A 13,030-nucleotide genomic window follows, 5' to 3' on the forward strand; every position below is an offset into this window, starting at 1 on the left:
CGAAGCACCTCCGGAAGTTCCTTGACATCCGCATTGGTCTAGTCCATTTTGAGGTGATCTGGCTCACTGCCCCTGCGGAGGTCTGCCCGTGTCCCCACACCCGTCCCCCCGGCGGCTGCCCGCCCTGGTGTCCCTGCTGGCCTCGGTCGCGCTCGCGCTCGGAGTCACGCTGGCCCTCGGCACCAGCAGCGCGTCGGCCGCGAACATCCTCGCCAATCCCGGCTTCGAGAGCGGCTCGCTCTCCGGCTGGACCTGCAACGCGACCGCGTCGGTCGTCTCGACCCAGGCGCACGACGGCAGCCACTCGCTGAGCGCGGCGCCGTCGGGCTCCGACACCGGGCAGTGCTCCCAGCAGGTCACCGTGCAGCCCAATACCGCGTACAAGCTGTCCGCGTGGGTGCAGGGCAGCTACGTCTACCTCGGCGTCTCCGGCTCGGCCGTGCAGAACACCTGGACGCCCGGTGCGACCGGCTGGCAGCAGCTCAGCCTGAGCTTCACCACCGGCTCGTCCACCAGCCTCACGGTGTACCTGCACGGCTGGTACGGCCAGCCCACCTACCTCGCCGACGACGTCAGCCTCGACGGTCCGGGCACCCCGCCCACGACCTCCACGAGCCCCACGACGTCGACCACGCCGACAACCCCGCCGACGACCACCACGACCAGCACGCCGCCGCACAACGGCGACCTGCCGAAGCACATCCTCACCGGCTACTGGCAGAACTTCGACAACGGCGCGAAGACACTGAAGCTCGCTGACGTGCCCACGACGTACAACGTCATCGCGGTCGCCTTCGCCGACGCCACCACGACGCCCGGCGCGGTGAGCTTCACGCTCGACCCGGCGTTGTCGTCCAAGCTCGGCGGCTACACCGACGCGCAGTTCCGCGCGGACATCAAGACCGTGCAGGCGCGCGGCCAGAAGGTGATCATCTCGGTCGGCGGCGAGAAGGGCACGATCAGCGTCGGCGACAGCCAGTCGGCGAGCAACTTCGCCAACTCGGTGAAGCAGCTGATCTCCACCTACGGCTTCGACGGCGTCGACATCGACCTGGAGAACGGCATCAACGCCACCTACATGGGGCAGGCGCTGCGCAGCATCCACGACGGCGGCGGCTCGGTGATCACCATGGCACCGCAGACGATCGACATGCAGTCCACCCAGGGCGGCTACTTCCAGCTGGCGTTGAACGTCAAGGACATCCTCACCGTCGTCAACATGCAGTACTACAACTCGGGCGCGATGAACGGCTGCAACGGGAACGTCTACTCCCAGGGCACCGTCGACTTCCTCACCGCGCTCTCGTGCATCCAGCTGCAGGGCGGCCTGCGGGCCGACCAGGTCGCGTTCGGGCTGCCGTCCTCGGGCTCGGCGGCCGGCGGCGGGTACCAGTCGCCGTCGAACGTCGTGTCGGCGATGAACTGCATGGCCAAGGGCACCGGTTGCGCGTCGTTCAAGCCGCCGGCCACGTATCCGGAGTTCCGCGGCGCGATGACCTGGTCCATCAACTGGGACGCGTCGAACGGTTACGGGTTTGCCAACACGGTCAGCGCGGGGCTGAAGAACCTGCCCTGAGCAGCCGCTCGTGAGTGCTGATCACGGTGAGAACCGTGATCAGCACTCACGAGCGCACCAGGTAGTCGGCCGGGTCGAGTGTCCTGGTCCGGCGGTCGTATTCGGTGACCAGCCCGGGCCAGTTGGTGCTCACCCGGCCGTTTTCCTGCCGGTACCAGCTTGTGCAACCGCTCCAGACGCTGTGCGAGAGCCGCGCTTGCACCTCGCGGTCGTAGCGTTCTTCGACTTCGGCGCGCACCTCCAGCGACGTCACGTCCGGCCGGGCGAGGTGTTCGACGGCCTGGCGGAGGTAGCGCGCTTGCCGTTCGATCATGTAGATGATCGAGCCCGCGCCGAGGTTGGTGTTGGGGCCGTAGACGCAGAACAGGTTCGGGAATCCCGGCACCGTCATGCCGAGGTACGCCCGCGCGCCGCCGCTCCACGCCTCGGCCAGCGACCGGCCGTCGCGGCCGAACACCTTCAGCGGGCCGAGGAATTCCGTCGCTTTGAACCCGGTGCCGTAGATCAGCACGTCCGCCTCGTGCTCCGCGCCGTCCTCGGTGCGCACGCCGCGCGGGGTGATTTCCTTGATCGAGGACGTTTCGACGGAGACGTTCGGCTGGGCGAGCGCGGGCAGGTAGTCGTTGGTGAACAAGATCCGCTTGCAGCCCAGCGGGTAGTCCGGCTTGACCTTGCGGCGCAGCGTGCGGTCCTTGAGGTGACGGCGGCGCAGTTGAGCGGTCCGCAGTTCGAAGATCTTGGTCAGCAACGGGTATCGCGTCATGCCGTAGGTCGCGTACTCGGCGAGCAGGAAGATCCGCGCGCGGCCGAACAGCTGAGTCTTCGGCAGGCGGCGGAAAAGCCTCTTCTGCCACGGTTTGTAGCGGCCGTCGTTCTTGGCCATGATGTACGGCGGCGTGCGCTGGAAGACGGTGACGTGCGCGGCTTCCTTGCGGATCTCCGGCACGAACTGGATCGCGCTCGCGCCGGTGCCGATCACCGCGACGCGCTTGCTCGCCAACGGGATTTCGTGGTTCCACTCAGCGGAGTGGAAAGCCGCGCCGGCGAAGGTTTCGCGGCCGGGGATCGACGGCCGAGCGGGCCGGGAGAGCTGGCCGACAGCGGGCACGAAGACGTCTGCCTCGAAGGTTTCGCCCTGTGCGGTTTCGACGCGCCAGCGGCCGTTGCCGTAGGTCGCGGACGTGACCTCGCGGCCGTACCGGATGTGCGGTTCGATGCCGTGCTTCGTGATCACGCGCTTGAGATAGGCGTGGATGTCCGGCTGCATCGCGTATCGCTTCGGCCAGTCCGGATTGGGCTCGAAGGAGAACGAGTACAGCGGCGACGGGACGTCGCAGGCCGCGCCGGGATAGGTGTTCTCGCGCCACACGCCGCCCGGNCGCCCGGCTCGGCCGCCCGCTCAAGGATCGTGACGTTCGGGAAACCGGCGCGCTTCAGCTCGATCGCGGTGCCGATTCCGCCGAACCCGGTGCCCGCTATCAGCACCGACGGGGTGTCGTCCATAGGCCGAAGCTACGCAGGCGGGTGCGGGGCCGGAAGGGGAAGCGCGGCCAGCCGATCGAGAAGTTCGGCCAGGGGGGCTCGCGAGCGGCGATCGCGGTTCTAACCGGGATCGCCACTCACGACCTCGTGTGTCTTGCCGGGCTCGGCCCACGCGAGCAGCTTCCGCCCGGCGCTCTCCAGCGCGGCGGTGTCGCGTTTCGCGAGCCGTTCGAACGGCGTGAGGACCAGCGTCGCCGACTCGCGGGTGGTCGTGGTCTCCCAGATTCCGCGGACCCGGCCGTCGACCAGCAGGGTGCCTTTGACCAGGCCGTTGATGGTGATCACGCGTTTGCGGTGCTCGTCGCTGATCATCCGCGTGCGTTCGGCGTAGGCCAGCAGCGTCTGGTCGAACGGACCGAGCAGCTTCGTCGGCGCGGGCGTGTCCTCGCCGGGCAGCGTGGCGTCCGGCAGGTCGTAGAGCGTGCGGCCTTCGGGGTCGAGGTACGTGCGCAGGTCCATTCCCTCGATCACCTCGCCGAGCTTCGTGACGCCCGCCCAGGCCTGCACGTCGGCCACCGTCGCCGGGCCGAACGCGGCGAGATAGCGGCGGACCAGTTCGGCCGCCGACGGCTTCGGCGCGGGGACGCCGTCGAGCCAGTGGTCCGCGACCTGATAAATCGGCTGCCCGGCCTTGCCCCACACGCCGCGCGGCGGGATCTGGACGAGCGGCAGGATGGCGCGGACCAGGAACATCAGCGACCCGGCCGGCGTCTCCGGATAGTGCTCGACCAGCGCTTTGCCGAGCTGATCGCTCGAATACGGCCGTTCGCGCAGCAGTTCGCCGGTCGTCCTCGCCACGGCGTCGTGGTCGAGTTTGGCCAGCGGCTCCCGATGCTGGTTGGCCGCCGTGAGGGCGCGGTCCATGACGATCTGCACCAGCGGACGCCACGCGAGCGCGTCGGCGGCGGGGACGAGGTGCACCGTGCCGCGCATCAGCACCATCCGCACCACGCTGCGGTCGAGCAGCAGGCTCGCGAGATCGTCCGGCCGGAAACCCCGCAGCCGGCACCACAGCGCGTAGTACGGCGGGAACGGCGCTTGCGCTTGCAGCCCGGCGAGATGGGTGACGGCGTCGAGAACCGGCATCTTGGCGGGCTTGAGGAGCAGTTGCCGGTCGAGGGTCGCGCGGTTGAGGACGCGGCGGGAAAGGCGCACGGCGGGAGCTTAACGAGCAACCCGGACAGTTTTGGCCCTCGAACGGCACGCGGGCGGCCGGTTGATCCATAATTCCGGCCATGGCCGAGCTAGCCGTACCCGCCATCCGCGACTGGGACTACCCGCGCGGCACGGCGAGTGTGCTGCTGATGCACCGATTCGCCGAGGAACGCGGCGTTTCGCTGCCCGGGGTGCCGGTCGAGGAACTGCGCGCGCCGGACCGGCAGCTCGACGCGCGGCAGGAGCTGGCTGTCGTGCGGGCATTGCTCTCGACGGTCGGCTCCGGTGACGACGTCGCGCTCAGCCTCGGCTGCCGGTACCGCGTGACGACGTTCGGCATCTTCGGTTTCGCCTGCATCAGCAGTCCGACGATGCGCGACGCGATGGTGTTCGCCTTGCGCTACCTGGATTTGTCCTTCACCTTCTGCGTTCCGCACGTCGAGCTGGACTCCGCCGGACTCCGCCTGGTGCTGGACGATTCGCGGGTGCCGGACGACGTCGCCCGGTTCCTCGCGCTGCGCGACCTGTCGGCGATCTGCACCGTGATGCGCGACCTGCTGCCGGAGATCTCCTGGGAAAGCCTGGAGTTCCGCTTCCCGTCGTCGTCCTTTGCGGACGCTTACCGGACGGCTTTCGGCCTCGCCCCGGTTTTCGGCGCGGCCGAGCACCGGGCCACCCTCGATCCGGAGCTGCTGGACCTTCCGTTGCCGCAGGCCAACGAGCAAACCGTCGCCTTGTGCGCCGCGCAATGCGACGCCCTCGTCGCCCGCCGCCGCAGGCGTTCGGGAGTCCCGCAGCTGGTGCGGGAACGACTGGTGCGGCTCGGCGGCGCGGACGCCGGGATGGCCGAGATCGCCCGCCAGCTCACCCTCAGCACGCGAACCCTGCGACGGCGGTTGACCGAGGCGGGCACCGGCTACCGGCAGCTGCTGGACGAAGTCCGCCAGACGCTCGCGGAAGAAATGCTCGACACCGGTGTGCTGTCCGTCGACGACGTCGCCCTGCGCCTGGGCTATGCCGAAGCGTCGAGCTTCATCTACGCCTTCAAACGCTGGACTGGTACGACTCCCGCCGCGTACGCCCGGCGCAATCGCTAGCAGTTATGGACAATGCGTTACACAATGCCGTAAGCTGCCCGCATGGCTCGACCGCGTACCTTTGCTCGCGAGCAAGTGCTCACCGCGGCCACTGAGCTGTTCTGGCGGCGGGGCTTCCACGCGACCAGTGCCGAAGAACTGTGCCAGGCAACCGGTCTCGGCCGCAGCAGCCTGTACAACACCTTCGGCAGCAAAGGCGCGCTGTTCGCGGAATGCCTCGCCCGCTATCTCGACACGACAGCGCAGGCTGCGGCCGAGGTGATGGCGAAGAAGGGTGACGCGGTGGCGCGAATCGAGGCTTACCTGACGAAGGTGGTCCTTGAGGAAGCCGAGCGGTCGAGCACCGGTGCGCCGAGCGGATGTCTCGCCGTCAATTCCGTTGCCGAGCTGGCTGGCGACACCGAGAACGCGGCGTTCCTGGAGCAGGTCGCCCGCGATACCGATGCTCGGCTGCGCCTGCTGACCGACCTGTTGCGGGCAGGTCAAGCGGCTGGCGAAGTCACCGCCGAGGTTCCCGCGGAGGGACTGGCCGCGTATGTGAACGCCAGCGTCGCCGGGCTGCGGATCTCCGCACAGGGCGGCGCGCCGCTGGCTCGGCTGGCCGACATCGTCCAGGCATCCACCCGGGCGCTTCGTCCGTAACCATCCCCGCTCCTCCCTGCTTAACGTCGGCTAAGTTTTGAAACGATCGTTACACGAAAGGGTCTCCCATGTCCTCGCCCCGAGTGCCGTCCGCGGTCTATGTACTGGCCGCTGGCATCTTCGCCATGGTCACCAGCGAGTTCGCGGTCGCCGGGCTGATGCCGCAGCTCGCCGCCGGACTCGGCGTCGACGTCGCGCGGATCGGTTACCTCATCACGGTGTTCGCCGTCGCGATGGCGGTCGGCGGCCCGGTGCTGACGCTGGCGTTGCTGCGCATCCGGCCGAAAGCCGCGCTGATGGTCGTCTTCGCGGTGTTCCTGGCCGGCAACGTGCTGGCCGCGCTCGCGACGACGTACTCGGTGCTGGTCGTCGCCCGGGTGATCAGCGGCGTCGCGTCGCAAGCGTTCTTCGGCATCGCGATTTCCCTGTGCGGGCAGCTGGTCGACGAACGCGTGCGCGGCCGGGCGATCGGCGTCGCGATGAACGGCTTGATGCTCGGCACCCTGCTCGGGCTGCCGCTGGCGACCTTCGCGGGCGGACATTACGGCTGGCGGGCGGCGTTCTGGACGATCACCCTGCTGACCGTGCTCGCCGCGCTGCTGACCCAGTTCCAGGTCCGCGACCCCGGACAGGCCGAGCGCCGGAAAGCGGACTTCAGCGTTTTCCGCCGTCCGAAGCTGCTTCTCGCGCTCGTCTCCAGCACACTGATCATCGGCGCGACCTTTTCCGCGTTCAGCTTCTTCACCCCGATCCTGACCGAGGTCAGCGGGTTCTCGCCGGACACGGTCCCGGTGCTGCTGCTCGGTTACGGCGCGGCCACGGTGGTCGGCAACAGCATCGTCGGCCGGCTCGCTGACCGGCACACCGTGCCGGCACTCGTGGCCGGCACGCTCCTGAACGCGGTGTTCCTCACCGGATTCGCGTTGTTCACCGACCTGCCCGCGGCCGCGCTGGCGTTCATGCTCGCGATCGGGCTGGCCGGCGTGACGATGAACCCCGCGATGGCCGTGCGGGTGCAGCGGGCCGGGAACACCAGTCCGCTGGTCAACACGGTGCACTCGTCGTTCATCACGCTCGGGGTCATGATCGGCTCGTTCGCCGGGGCCTGCCTGATCGAGCCGTACGGCCTGCGCGCGCCCATCGTTCTCGGCGCCGCGATGGCCGTGGCCGCGGTCGTGACCATCCTGCCCGCGTTCGGCCGGCGCGCTGCTCAGCCGGCGGTGGAGGTCTGCTGCGCCAGCACCGCCGGATAGGTGGTTTCCAGCAGCTGCACCAGCGATTCCACCAGGAACGCGCGCAGTTCGGCCCGCTCCAGCGTGCCGCGGACCAGCCATTCCCGGGACGCGGCGCGCACCATCCCGCCGTAAGCGCGGATCATCGCCCGCAGCTGCGGATGCCCGTTCCCGGGCAATTGGGCGGCGGCGAGCACGCGGTCGGCGGCGATCTCGTCCGCCTCGCGCATGATCCGCTCGACCTCCGGGTCGTGCGCCGCGTCGATCACGGTGAGCCAGGCGTCGCGGTTGCGTTCCACGACGTCGATCCACCGGTCGATGCCGACCTCCAGGCGCAGCCGGGGCGGGCCGTCCGGCAGCGCGTCGACGACCGGGGCGGGCACGATCGTCATCTGCCGCACCACTTCGAGATACAGCTCGCGTTTGCCGCCGAAATAGTGGTTGATCAGCGGCCGGGCGACGCCGGCGGCGGCCGCGATGTCCGAAGTGGACACCGAGGAGTAGCTGCCCGCGCCGAAGCACCGCCGGGCAGCGGCGAGGATCTCGGCCCGGCGCTGCGCGGGGTCCAGCCGCCGCCGGGGTCCGCTGCTCACCGGGCCAGCCTCGCCGCCGGGCGAGGTCGTTGTCAACACGGTGCCAAACGCGCGGCGGTGCCGTCACCGGATGCCGTTACCCAACCGGAACAACCCGCCGGTAACTCCGGCCGCCCCGGCCGCGACCTTCAGCCGGGGGACCTGGGGCGAGCGGGAGCGGGCGATGGACGGCACGGACCAGCAGCCGCGGCCGTCCGGCCGATGGGTCGGGGTGCGGCTGCACCACCGGCATGTGCGGATGGACGACCGGCCGTGCGCGACCGGCTGCCCGGAGGACGAGCTGACGGTGTCGTATCCGGGGATACTGATCAGCAGCTACGACGACGGCGAACTGGTGGAGGAACGCTGGGTCCCGCTGGGAGCGGACCCGAGCGAGGAGGACGACGAGACGCTCATCGAACGGCTGCGCGCGGCGCTGTGGTGGCAGCTCGGCGAGACTCGGCCCGACAGCTGAGCCGCGCCAGCGGTTCAGTCCACTATGGATGGTTTGCGAACAGCCTTCTCCCGCAGGTCCACGCCCCGCGTCTCCGGCAGCGTGAACACGACCAGCGCGCTGATCACCATCAGCACGATCCCGTAGATGACGAACAGCGACGGATGCCCGTTCCCGGCGAACAGGGTCTGCAAGTACGGCGCCGTGCCGCCGAACGCCGCGACCGCGATCGAGTACGGCACTCCGACGCCGACCGCGCGGATGCGGGTCGGGAAGATCTCCGCGTAGACCGCCGGGCCGATGGCGGAGAACCCGGCCATGAACAGCAGCGCGGTCGACATCGCCACGAACAGCTGCCACGGCTCGCGCCCGACCATCGCGTTCAGCGGGAAGCTCAGCAGGAGCAGGCCGGCGATCGCGATGAACAACACCGGCTTGCGGCCGATGCGGTCGGACAGGATTCCCCACAACGGCAGGGCGATCAGGAAGACCACGTTCGCGAACACGCCCGCCCACAGCGCGCCGGTCGGGTCGACACCGCGCACGGTGATCGCGTACGACGGCGCGGCGACGGCCCACATGTAGTAGATGACCGTCGCGCCGACAGTCAGCCCGACGACCTGTGCGAGCAGTTTCGGGTTCTGCTTGATCGTGTGCCAGATCTGGCCCTTTTCCTTCGCCGCGTTCTTCTTCGCCGCCTGGAACACCTCGGTCTCGCGCATGCGGAGCCGCACGTAGAGCGAGTAGATCCCGAAGACGCCGCCGAGGATGAACGGGATCCGCCAGCCGAAGGAGAGCATCTGCTCGTGGGTCAGCACGCCGGAGAGGACCGCGCCGAGCAGGGTGCCCACGAGCACGCCGCAGGTGCCGGAGAAGTAGATGAGGCTCGACCACAGTCCGCGGCGGGCCGGCGGGGCGACCTCGGCGATGTAGGTCTGCGCGGACGGCAGTTCGCCGCCGTGCGCGAGGCCCTGGGCCAGTCGCGCGACCACCAGGATCACCGACGCCCACACGCCGATTTGGCCGTACGTCGGGGAAAGGCCGATGACCAGGCTGCCCGCGGCGGCGATCGCGACGGTCAGCGCCATCGCGAGCTGACGGCCCTTGCGGTCGGCGATCCAGCCGAACAGCCAGCCGCCGATCGGCCGCGCGGCGAAGCCGACCGCGAACACCGCGAGCGTGCTCAGCAGAGCCGAAACCGCGCTGTCGGCGTTGAAGAACTGCGCGGCGAAGAACGACGCGAACGTGGCGTAGACGTTCCAGTCGAACCATTCCATCGCGTTGCCGGCACCGAGCCCGAACAGGGTACGGCGACGGTCTGGGGCCACAGAAGTCATCGCAGTGCTCCTTCGGCGAATCGGTCGAGACGGCGGACGGCGAGTTCGGCGTAGACGGTGGCGGCGCGCGACAGCACGGACGGGTCGAAATCGGCGTACGGGCTGTGATTGTTGGGCGCGGTGTGCGGTTCGAGGCCCGGCATCAGCGCGCCGAGGCCGAGGAATGTGCCGGGCACCGCGGCGAGGACACGCGAGAAGTCCTCCGAACCGGCGACTGGGTTGGGCAGGTCGGTGTAGTACTGCTCGCCGATCGTCTCTCGGACGACCTCGGCACCAAACGCCGTCTCGTCGGCATCCGTTACGGTCACTGGATATTCGTTCTCGAACACGACGTCCGCGGTGACGCCGTTCGCCCGCGCGGCGCCGTCGATCGTCTCGCGGATGGTGGTGTCGAGCAGGGCGGCGGTGTCGTCGGAGAAGCAGCGGACGGTGGCTTCGAACTCGGCGGTCGCGGGGATGACATTGCGCTTCGTGCCGCCGCGGATGACACCGACGGTGAGCACCGCCGGGTCGAAGATGTCCAGGCGGCGCGTGATCATCGTCTGCAGCGCGGTGATCATCGCCGCGGCAGCGGAGATCGGGTCCTTCGCGCGGTGCGGCATCGACCCGTGGCCGCCTTCGCCGTGCACGGTCACGAGCAGCTTGTGCGAGGCCGACATCAGCGTCCCGGGGCGGCTCGCGAACTGACCGCTGGGCAGCATCGACGAGAAAACGTGAAGCCCGTACGCGGTGTCAACGCGTTGGCCGGCGGCGTCGAGCACGCCTTCCTTCAGCATCACGCCAGCGCCGTCCCATCCTTCTTCGCCGGGCTGGAACATCAGGACGACGTCGCCGTTGATCCGATCGCGGTGCGTGTGCAGCAGCCGAGCCGCGCCGACCAGTGACGTGGTGTGCAAATCGTGGCCACACGCGTGCATCGCGCCGTTGGCAGCGGCGAAATCGAGCCCAGTCGCTTCCTGGACCGGGAGCGCGTCCATGTCGGCGCGCAGCAGAACCGTGCGCGGTTGAGCCGAATCGCGGGCGGCTCCTTCGCCGCGGAGTACCGCGGTCACGGACGTCGTGTCGGTTCCGGTGGAGATCTCCAGCCCGAGCCCGTCGAGTTCGCGCAGGACCCGTTCCTGGGTGCGCGGCAGGTCGAGGCCGATCTCAGGCTCGCGGTGCAGTTCGCGGCGCAGCTGCGCCAGGTCGTCCTGCTGGCTGCGGGCGTCTTCGTGGAGGTCCACCGGTTCGGCTCCTCTTCGTCGGGAACGGCGTCTTGGTGGTCGAGTGTGCGAACTCGCGCCTGATATCGCGTTAGAGTTGTCGGAATCGCTCGCGAATCCGTTATCTGGAGAAGAAATAATGATCGAGTCACTGGAGGAGGAAGACTTTTCGCTCATCCACGCACTGCAACTGCGTCCCCGCGCCACCTGGACGCAACTGGCCGCGGCGCTCGACTCCTCCCCGGTGACGCTGGCGCGGCGCTGGGAGCGGCTGCGCGACGGGGGAGCGGCGTGGGTGACGGCCTATCCGCACGTGCCCGGGCTGTATCAGGTGCAGGCCGCGTACGTGGAAATCCGCTGCGCGAGCGGCCAGGTGCGCGAGCTGATCCGAGAGCTGTCGACGTGGTCTTCGGTGGCCAGCATCGAGGAGGCTTCGCGGGAATACAGCCTGGTACTGACCGTTTTCGGCCTCGGCCTGCGTGACCTGTCCGCCTTGCTGCTGGACGCGATCCCCAGCCTGCCCGGCGTGCTCAACACGCGCTCGCACCTGGCTTCGCGGCTGCATGTCGAAGGCAGTTCGTGGCGAGTGGGCGCCTTGGATCGGCGGCGCGTGCAGGCACTGTCGCAACTACCGGCCATCGGCGGCGGGCGGATGGCCACACTGCAGCCGTGGGAAGAGCCTTACGCCCCGCTGACTAGTGCGCTGGGCGAGGACGGCCGCCACAGTGCCGCGGACCTGGCGCGGATCACCGGGCGTCCGGTGTCGACCGTGCGCCGCCAGCTCGGGCGCCTGCTGAATGCCGACGCGTTGACGTTCCGCTGCGAGATCGCGCAGGGGCTGACGCCGTCGCCGGTTGTCGTGAACTGGTGGTGCCAGGTGCCGGTGGCGCACGTGTCGACGTGCGTGGACCGGTTGCGGGCCAACCCGGCTGTGCGGCAGATGGCGAGTCTGCCGGGGCCGGCGAATCTTCTGGTGACCACGTGGACGCGGTCGATCGAGGAATCGATGCGGATGCAGGAACATCTGGAACAGGACCTGGCGCCGCTGTCGGTGGTGGATTCGGCGCTGATCCTGCGGACGGTCAAGCGGATGGGGTGGCTGCTGGACGATGTGGGGCGCAGCACGGGGTTCGTGGTGACGATGCCCGCTCCGGCCCGGGAGGAAACGTCCTAGGTCAGCCGGAACGTCGCGCGGTATTCGGACGGGGAGACGCCGAGTGCGTCGCGGAAGTGGCGGCGGAGGGTGGCGGCGCTGCCCATTCCGCAGCTGGCGGAGATCTGATCGATCGAGGAATCGGTGCGTTCGAGCAGTTCCCGCGCGCGGGCGAGGCGTTGCTGATGCAGCCAGTTCAGCGGCGCGGAACCGAATTCGGCGCGCATCCGGCGGGCGAGCTGCCGGGAGCTGAGGCCCGCGCGGCGCGCGAGGCCGGCGACCGTGAGCGGTTGCTCCAGCCGGACCCGCACCCACTCCGCGGTACGGGCTAGGCCAGAACCGTCCGGAGAAGGCGGCGGGGACACGAATTGCGCCTGGCCGCCGTGTCGATGCGGCGGGACGACCAGCCTGCGCCCTAGGTCGTTGGCGACCGCCGCGCCCAGGTCTCGGCGCACCAGGTGCAGGCACAGGTCGAGGGCGGCCGTTTTGCCCGCCGAGGTGAGGATGTCGCCCTCGTCGGCGTAGAGCACGTCGGCGCGTACTTTCACGCGCGGATAGCGGCGGGCCAGGTCGTCGGCGTGCATCCAGCGGGTGGTCGCGATCCGGTCATCCAGCAGGCCCGCCTCGGCGAGGACGAACGAGCGATCCGGACCCCGCTCGCGTGCGCGTCCCGGAGAGCGGCCGCGAGCGCCGGATCGACCTCCTCGCCGGGGGAATCCGTGGAGGGGACCACGATCAGGTCAGCGGCGGCCTCGCCGATCTCCGAGACGCCGATCGCGGGCAGATGCGGCAGCCAGTGCCGCGGCGACCGTTCGGGGCAGGCCACGACGACGTCGTACCAGGCGCCGGTGGGGGAGAGGGCCGAACGGTCGACGCCGAAGACTTCCGCCGCGATCGCGACCTCGTACAGCATCGCGTGCTCGTGGAGGACGAGCACCAATCGAGGCATGTCCGATACTGTACGCAACTCGTCCTTTCAGACACTCACCAGTGGGGTGCGGGAGTGTCCAGAATCGAGGGCAGGACAGATTCTCAGCGGGTCCTGGTCTACGGAGCCAGCGGTCACAC

At 69.2% G+C, this 13,030-nt stretch carries 12 protein-coding genes and 1 pseudogene; 6 read left to right on the plus strand and 7 right to left on the minus strand.

Annotated elements, in window-relative coordinates; genetic code table 11:
• Positions 1–88 precede the first annotated feature (88 nt).
• Complete coding sequence (locus tag A4R44_RS38470; protein ID WP_067592293.1) at positions 89–1,576, plus strand: chitinase; 1,488 nt, start codon at positions 89–91, stop codon at positions 1,574–1,576.
• A 46-nt stretch (positions 1,577–1,622) separates the two neighbouring features.
• On the opposite strand, the pseudogene A4R44_RS38475 reads toward A4R44_RS38470, so the two are convergent.
• A pseudogene (locus A4R44_RS38475) lies at positions 1,623–3,079 on the minus strand (flavin-containing monooxygenase).
• Between the two features lie 99 nt (positions 3,080–3,178).
• Complete coding sequence (locus A4R44_RS38480; protein WP_067592302.1) at positions 3,179–4,273, minus strand: winged helix DNA-binding domain-containing protein; 1,095 nt, start codon at positions 4,271–4,273, stop codon at positions 3,179–3,181.
• An 80-nt stretch (positions 4,274–4,353) separates the two neighbouring features.
• Between A4R44_RS38480 and A4R44_RS38485 the strand changes: the two genes are divergently transcribed.
• The 3 genes from A4R44_RS38485 (at position 4,354) to A4R44_RS38495 (ending at position 7,265) form a co-directional block, all read left to right on the plus strand.
• Complete coding sequence (locus A4R44_RS38485; RefSeq protein ID WP_067592304.1) at positions 4,354–5,370, plus strand: AraC family transcriptional regulator; 1,017 nt, start codon at positions 4,354–4,356, stop codon at positions 5,368–5,370.
• Positions 5,371–5,412: 42 nt separating this feature from the next.
• Positions 5,413–6,012, plus strand: coding sequence for a TetR/AcrR family transcriptional regulator (locus tag A4R44_RS38490; RefSeq protein ID WP_067592306.1), 600 nt, complete (start codon positions 5,413–5,415; stop codon positions 6,010–6,012).
• Between the two features lie 68 nt (positions 6,013–6,080).
• The gene (locus A4R44_RS38495) at positions 6,081–7,265 is read left to right on the plus strand and encodes an MFS transporter (protein ID WP_202506571.1); all 1,185 of its coding nucleotides are present in this window, start codon (positions 6,081–6,083) and stop codon (positions 7,263–7,265) included.
• Here the strand turns inward: A4R44_RS38495 and A4R44_RS38500 are convergent.
• Positions 7,223–7,837, minus strand: a complete 615-nt coding sequence (locus A4R44_RS38500) for a TetR/AcrR family transcriptional regulator (protein WP_067592312.1) — start codon at positions 7,835–7,837, stop codon at positions 7,223–7,225. The two genes, A4R44_RS38495 and A4R44_RS38500, sit on opposite strands and share 43 nt — an antisense overlap.
• Before the next feature lie 163 nt (positions 7,838–8,000).
• On the opposite strand from A4R44_RS38500, the gene A4R44_RS38505 reads away from it, so the two are divergent.
• Positions 8,001–8,291: a hypothetical protein gene (locus tag A4R44_RS38505; protein ID WP_067592323.1), complete on the plus strand. Its 291-nt coding sequence runs from the start codon at positions 8,001–8,003 to the stop codon at positions 8,289–8,291.
• A gap of 14 nt (positions 8,292–8,305) precedes the next feature.
• On the opposite strand, the gene A4R44_RS38510 is transcribed toward A4R44_RS38505, so the two are convergent.
• Both A4R44_RS38510 and A4R44_RS38515 read right to left on the minus strand, forming a co-directional pair.
• On the minus strand, positions 8,306–9,607 hold the full coding sequence (locus tag A4R44_RS38510; protein ID WP_067592325.1) for an MFS transporter: 1,302 nt from the start codon (positions 9,605–9,607) through the stop codon (positions 8,306–8,308).
• Positions 9,604–10,830 carry a M20 family metallopeptidase gene (locus A4R44_RS38515; protein ID WP_067592327.1) on the minus strand — a complete coding sequence of 409 codons (1,227 nt, stop codon included), beginning with the start codon at positions 10,828–10,830 and terminating at the stop codon, positions 9,604–9,606. The genes A4R44_RS38510 and A4R44_RS38515 overlap by 4 nt, the downstream gene beginning before the upstream one ends.
• Positions 10,831–10,948: 118 nt before the next feature.
• Here A4R44_RS38515 and A4R44_RS38520 point away from each other — a divergent pair, with 118 nt between their 5' ends.
• The gene (locus A4R44_RS38520) at positions 10,949–11,983 is read left to right on the plus strand and encodes an Lrp/AsnC family transcriptional regulator (RefSeq protein ID WP_067592329.1); all 1,035 of its coding nucleotides are present in this window, start codon (positions 10,949–10,951) and stop codon (positions 11,981–11,983) included.
• On the opposite strand, the gene A4R44_RS52835 is transcribed toward A4R44_RS38520, so the two are convergent.
• Together A4R44_RS52835 and A4R44_RS52840 are read right to left on the minus strand one after the other, a co-directional pair.
• Positions 11,980–12,546: a helix-turn-helix domain-containing protein gene (locus tag A4R44_RS52835; protein ID WP_338080388.1), complete on the minus strand. Its 567-nt coding sequence runs from the start codon at positions 12,544–12,546 to the stop codon at positions 11,980–11,982. The two genes, A4R44_RS38520 and A4R44_RS52835, sit on opposite strands and share 4 nt — an antisense overlap.
• Positions 12,507–12,911 carry a hypothetical protein gene (locus A4R44_RS52840; protein WP_338080387.1) on the minus strand — a complete coding sequence of 135 codons (405 nt, stop codon included), beginning with the start codon at positions 12,909–12,911 and terminating at the stop codon, positions 12,507–12,509. Before A4R44_RS52840 ends, A4R44_RS52835 begins: the two co-directional genes overlap by 40 nt.
• Positions 12,912–13,030: the final 119 nt, after the last annotated feature.

The sequence above is a fragment of the Amycolatopsis sp. M39 genome, assembly GCF_001651785.1.
Lineage (GTDB): Bacteria > Actinomycetota > Actinomycetes > Mycobacteriales > Pseudonocardiaceae > Amycolatopsis > Amycolatopsis rubida.

What these genes read in the sequence shown, in the direction of transcription:
- A4R44_RS38485 (WP_067592304.1), top strand. Translation starts at nt 4,354, where the DNA reads ATGGCCGAGCTAGCCGTACCCGCCATCCGCGACTGGGACTACCCGCGC.
- A4R44_RS38490 (WP_067592306.1), top strand. Translation starts at nt 5,413, where the DNA reads ATGGCTCGACCGCGTACCTTTGCTCGCGAGCAAGTGCTCACCGCGGCC.
- A4R44_RS38495 (WP_202506571.1), top strand. Translation starts at nt 6,081, where the DNA reads ATGTCCTCGCCCCGAGTGCCGTCCGCGGTCTATGTACTGGCCGCTGGC.
- A4R44_RS38505 (WP_067592323.1), top strand. Translation starts at nt 8,001, where the DNA reads ATGGACGGCACGGACCAGCAGCCGCGGCCGTCCGGCCGATGGGTCGGG.
- A4R44_RS38510 (WP_067592325.1), bottom strand. Translation starts at nt 9,607, where the DNA reads ATGACTTCTGTGGCCCCAGACCGTCGCCGTACCCTGTTCGGGCTCGGT.
- A4R44_RS38520 (WP_067592329.1), top strand. Translation starts at nt 10,949, where the DNA reads ATGATCGAGTCACTGGAGGAGGAAGACTTTTCGCTCATCCACGCACTG.
- A4R44_RS52835 (WP_338080388.1), bottom strand. Translation starts at nt 12,546, where the DNA reads ATGCACGCCGACGACCTGGCCCGCCGCTATCCGCGCGTGAAAGTACGC.
- A4R44_RS52840 (WP_338080387.1), bottom strand. Translation starts at nt 12,911, where the DNA reads ATGCCTCGATTGGTGCTCGTCCTCCACGAGCACGCGATGCTGTACGAG.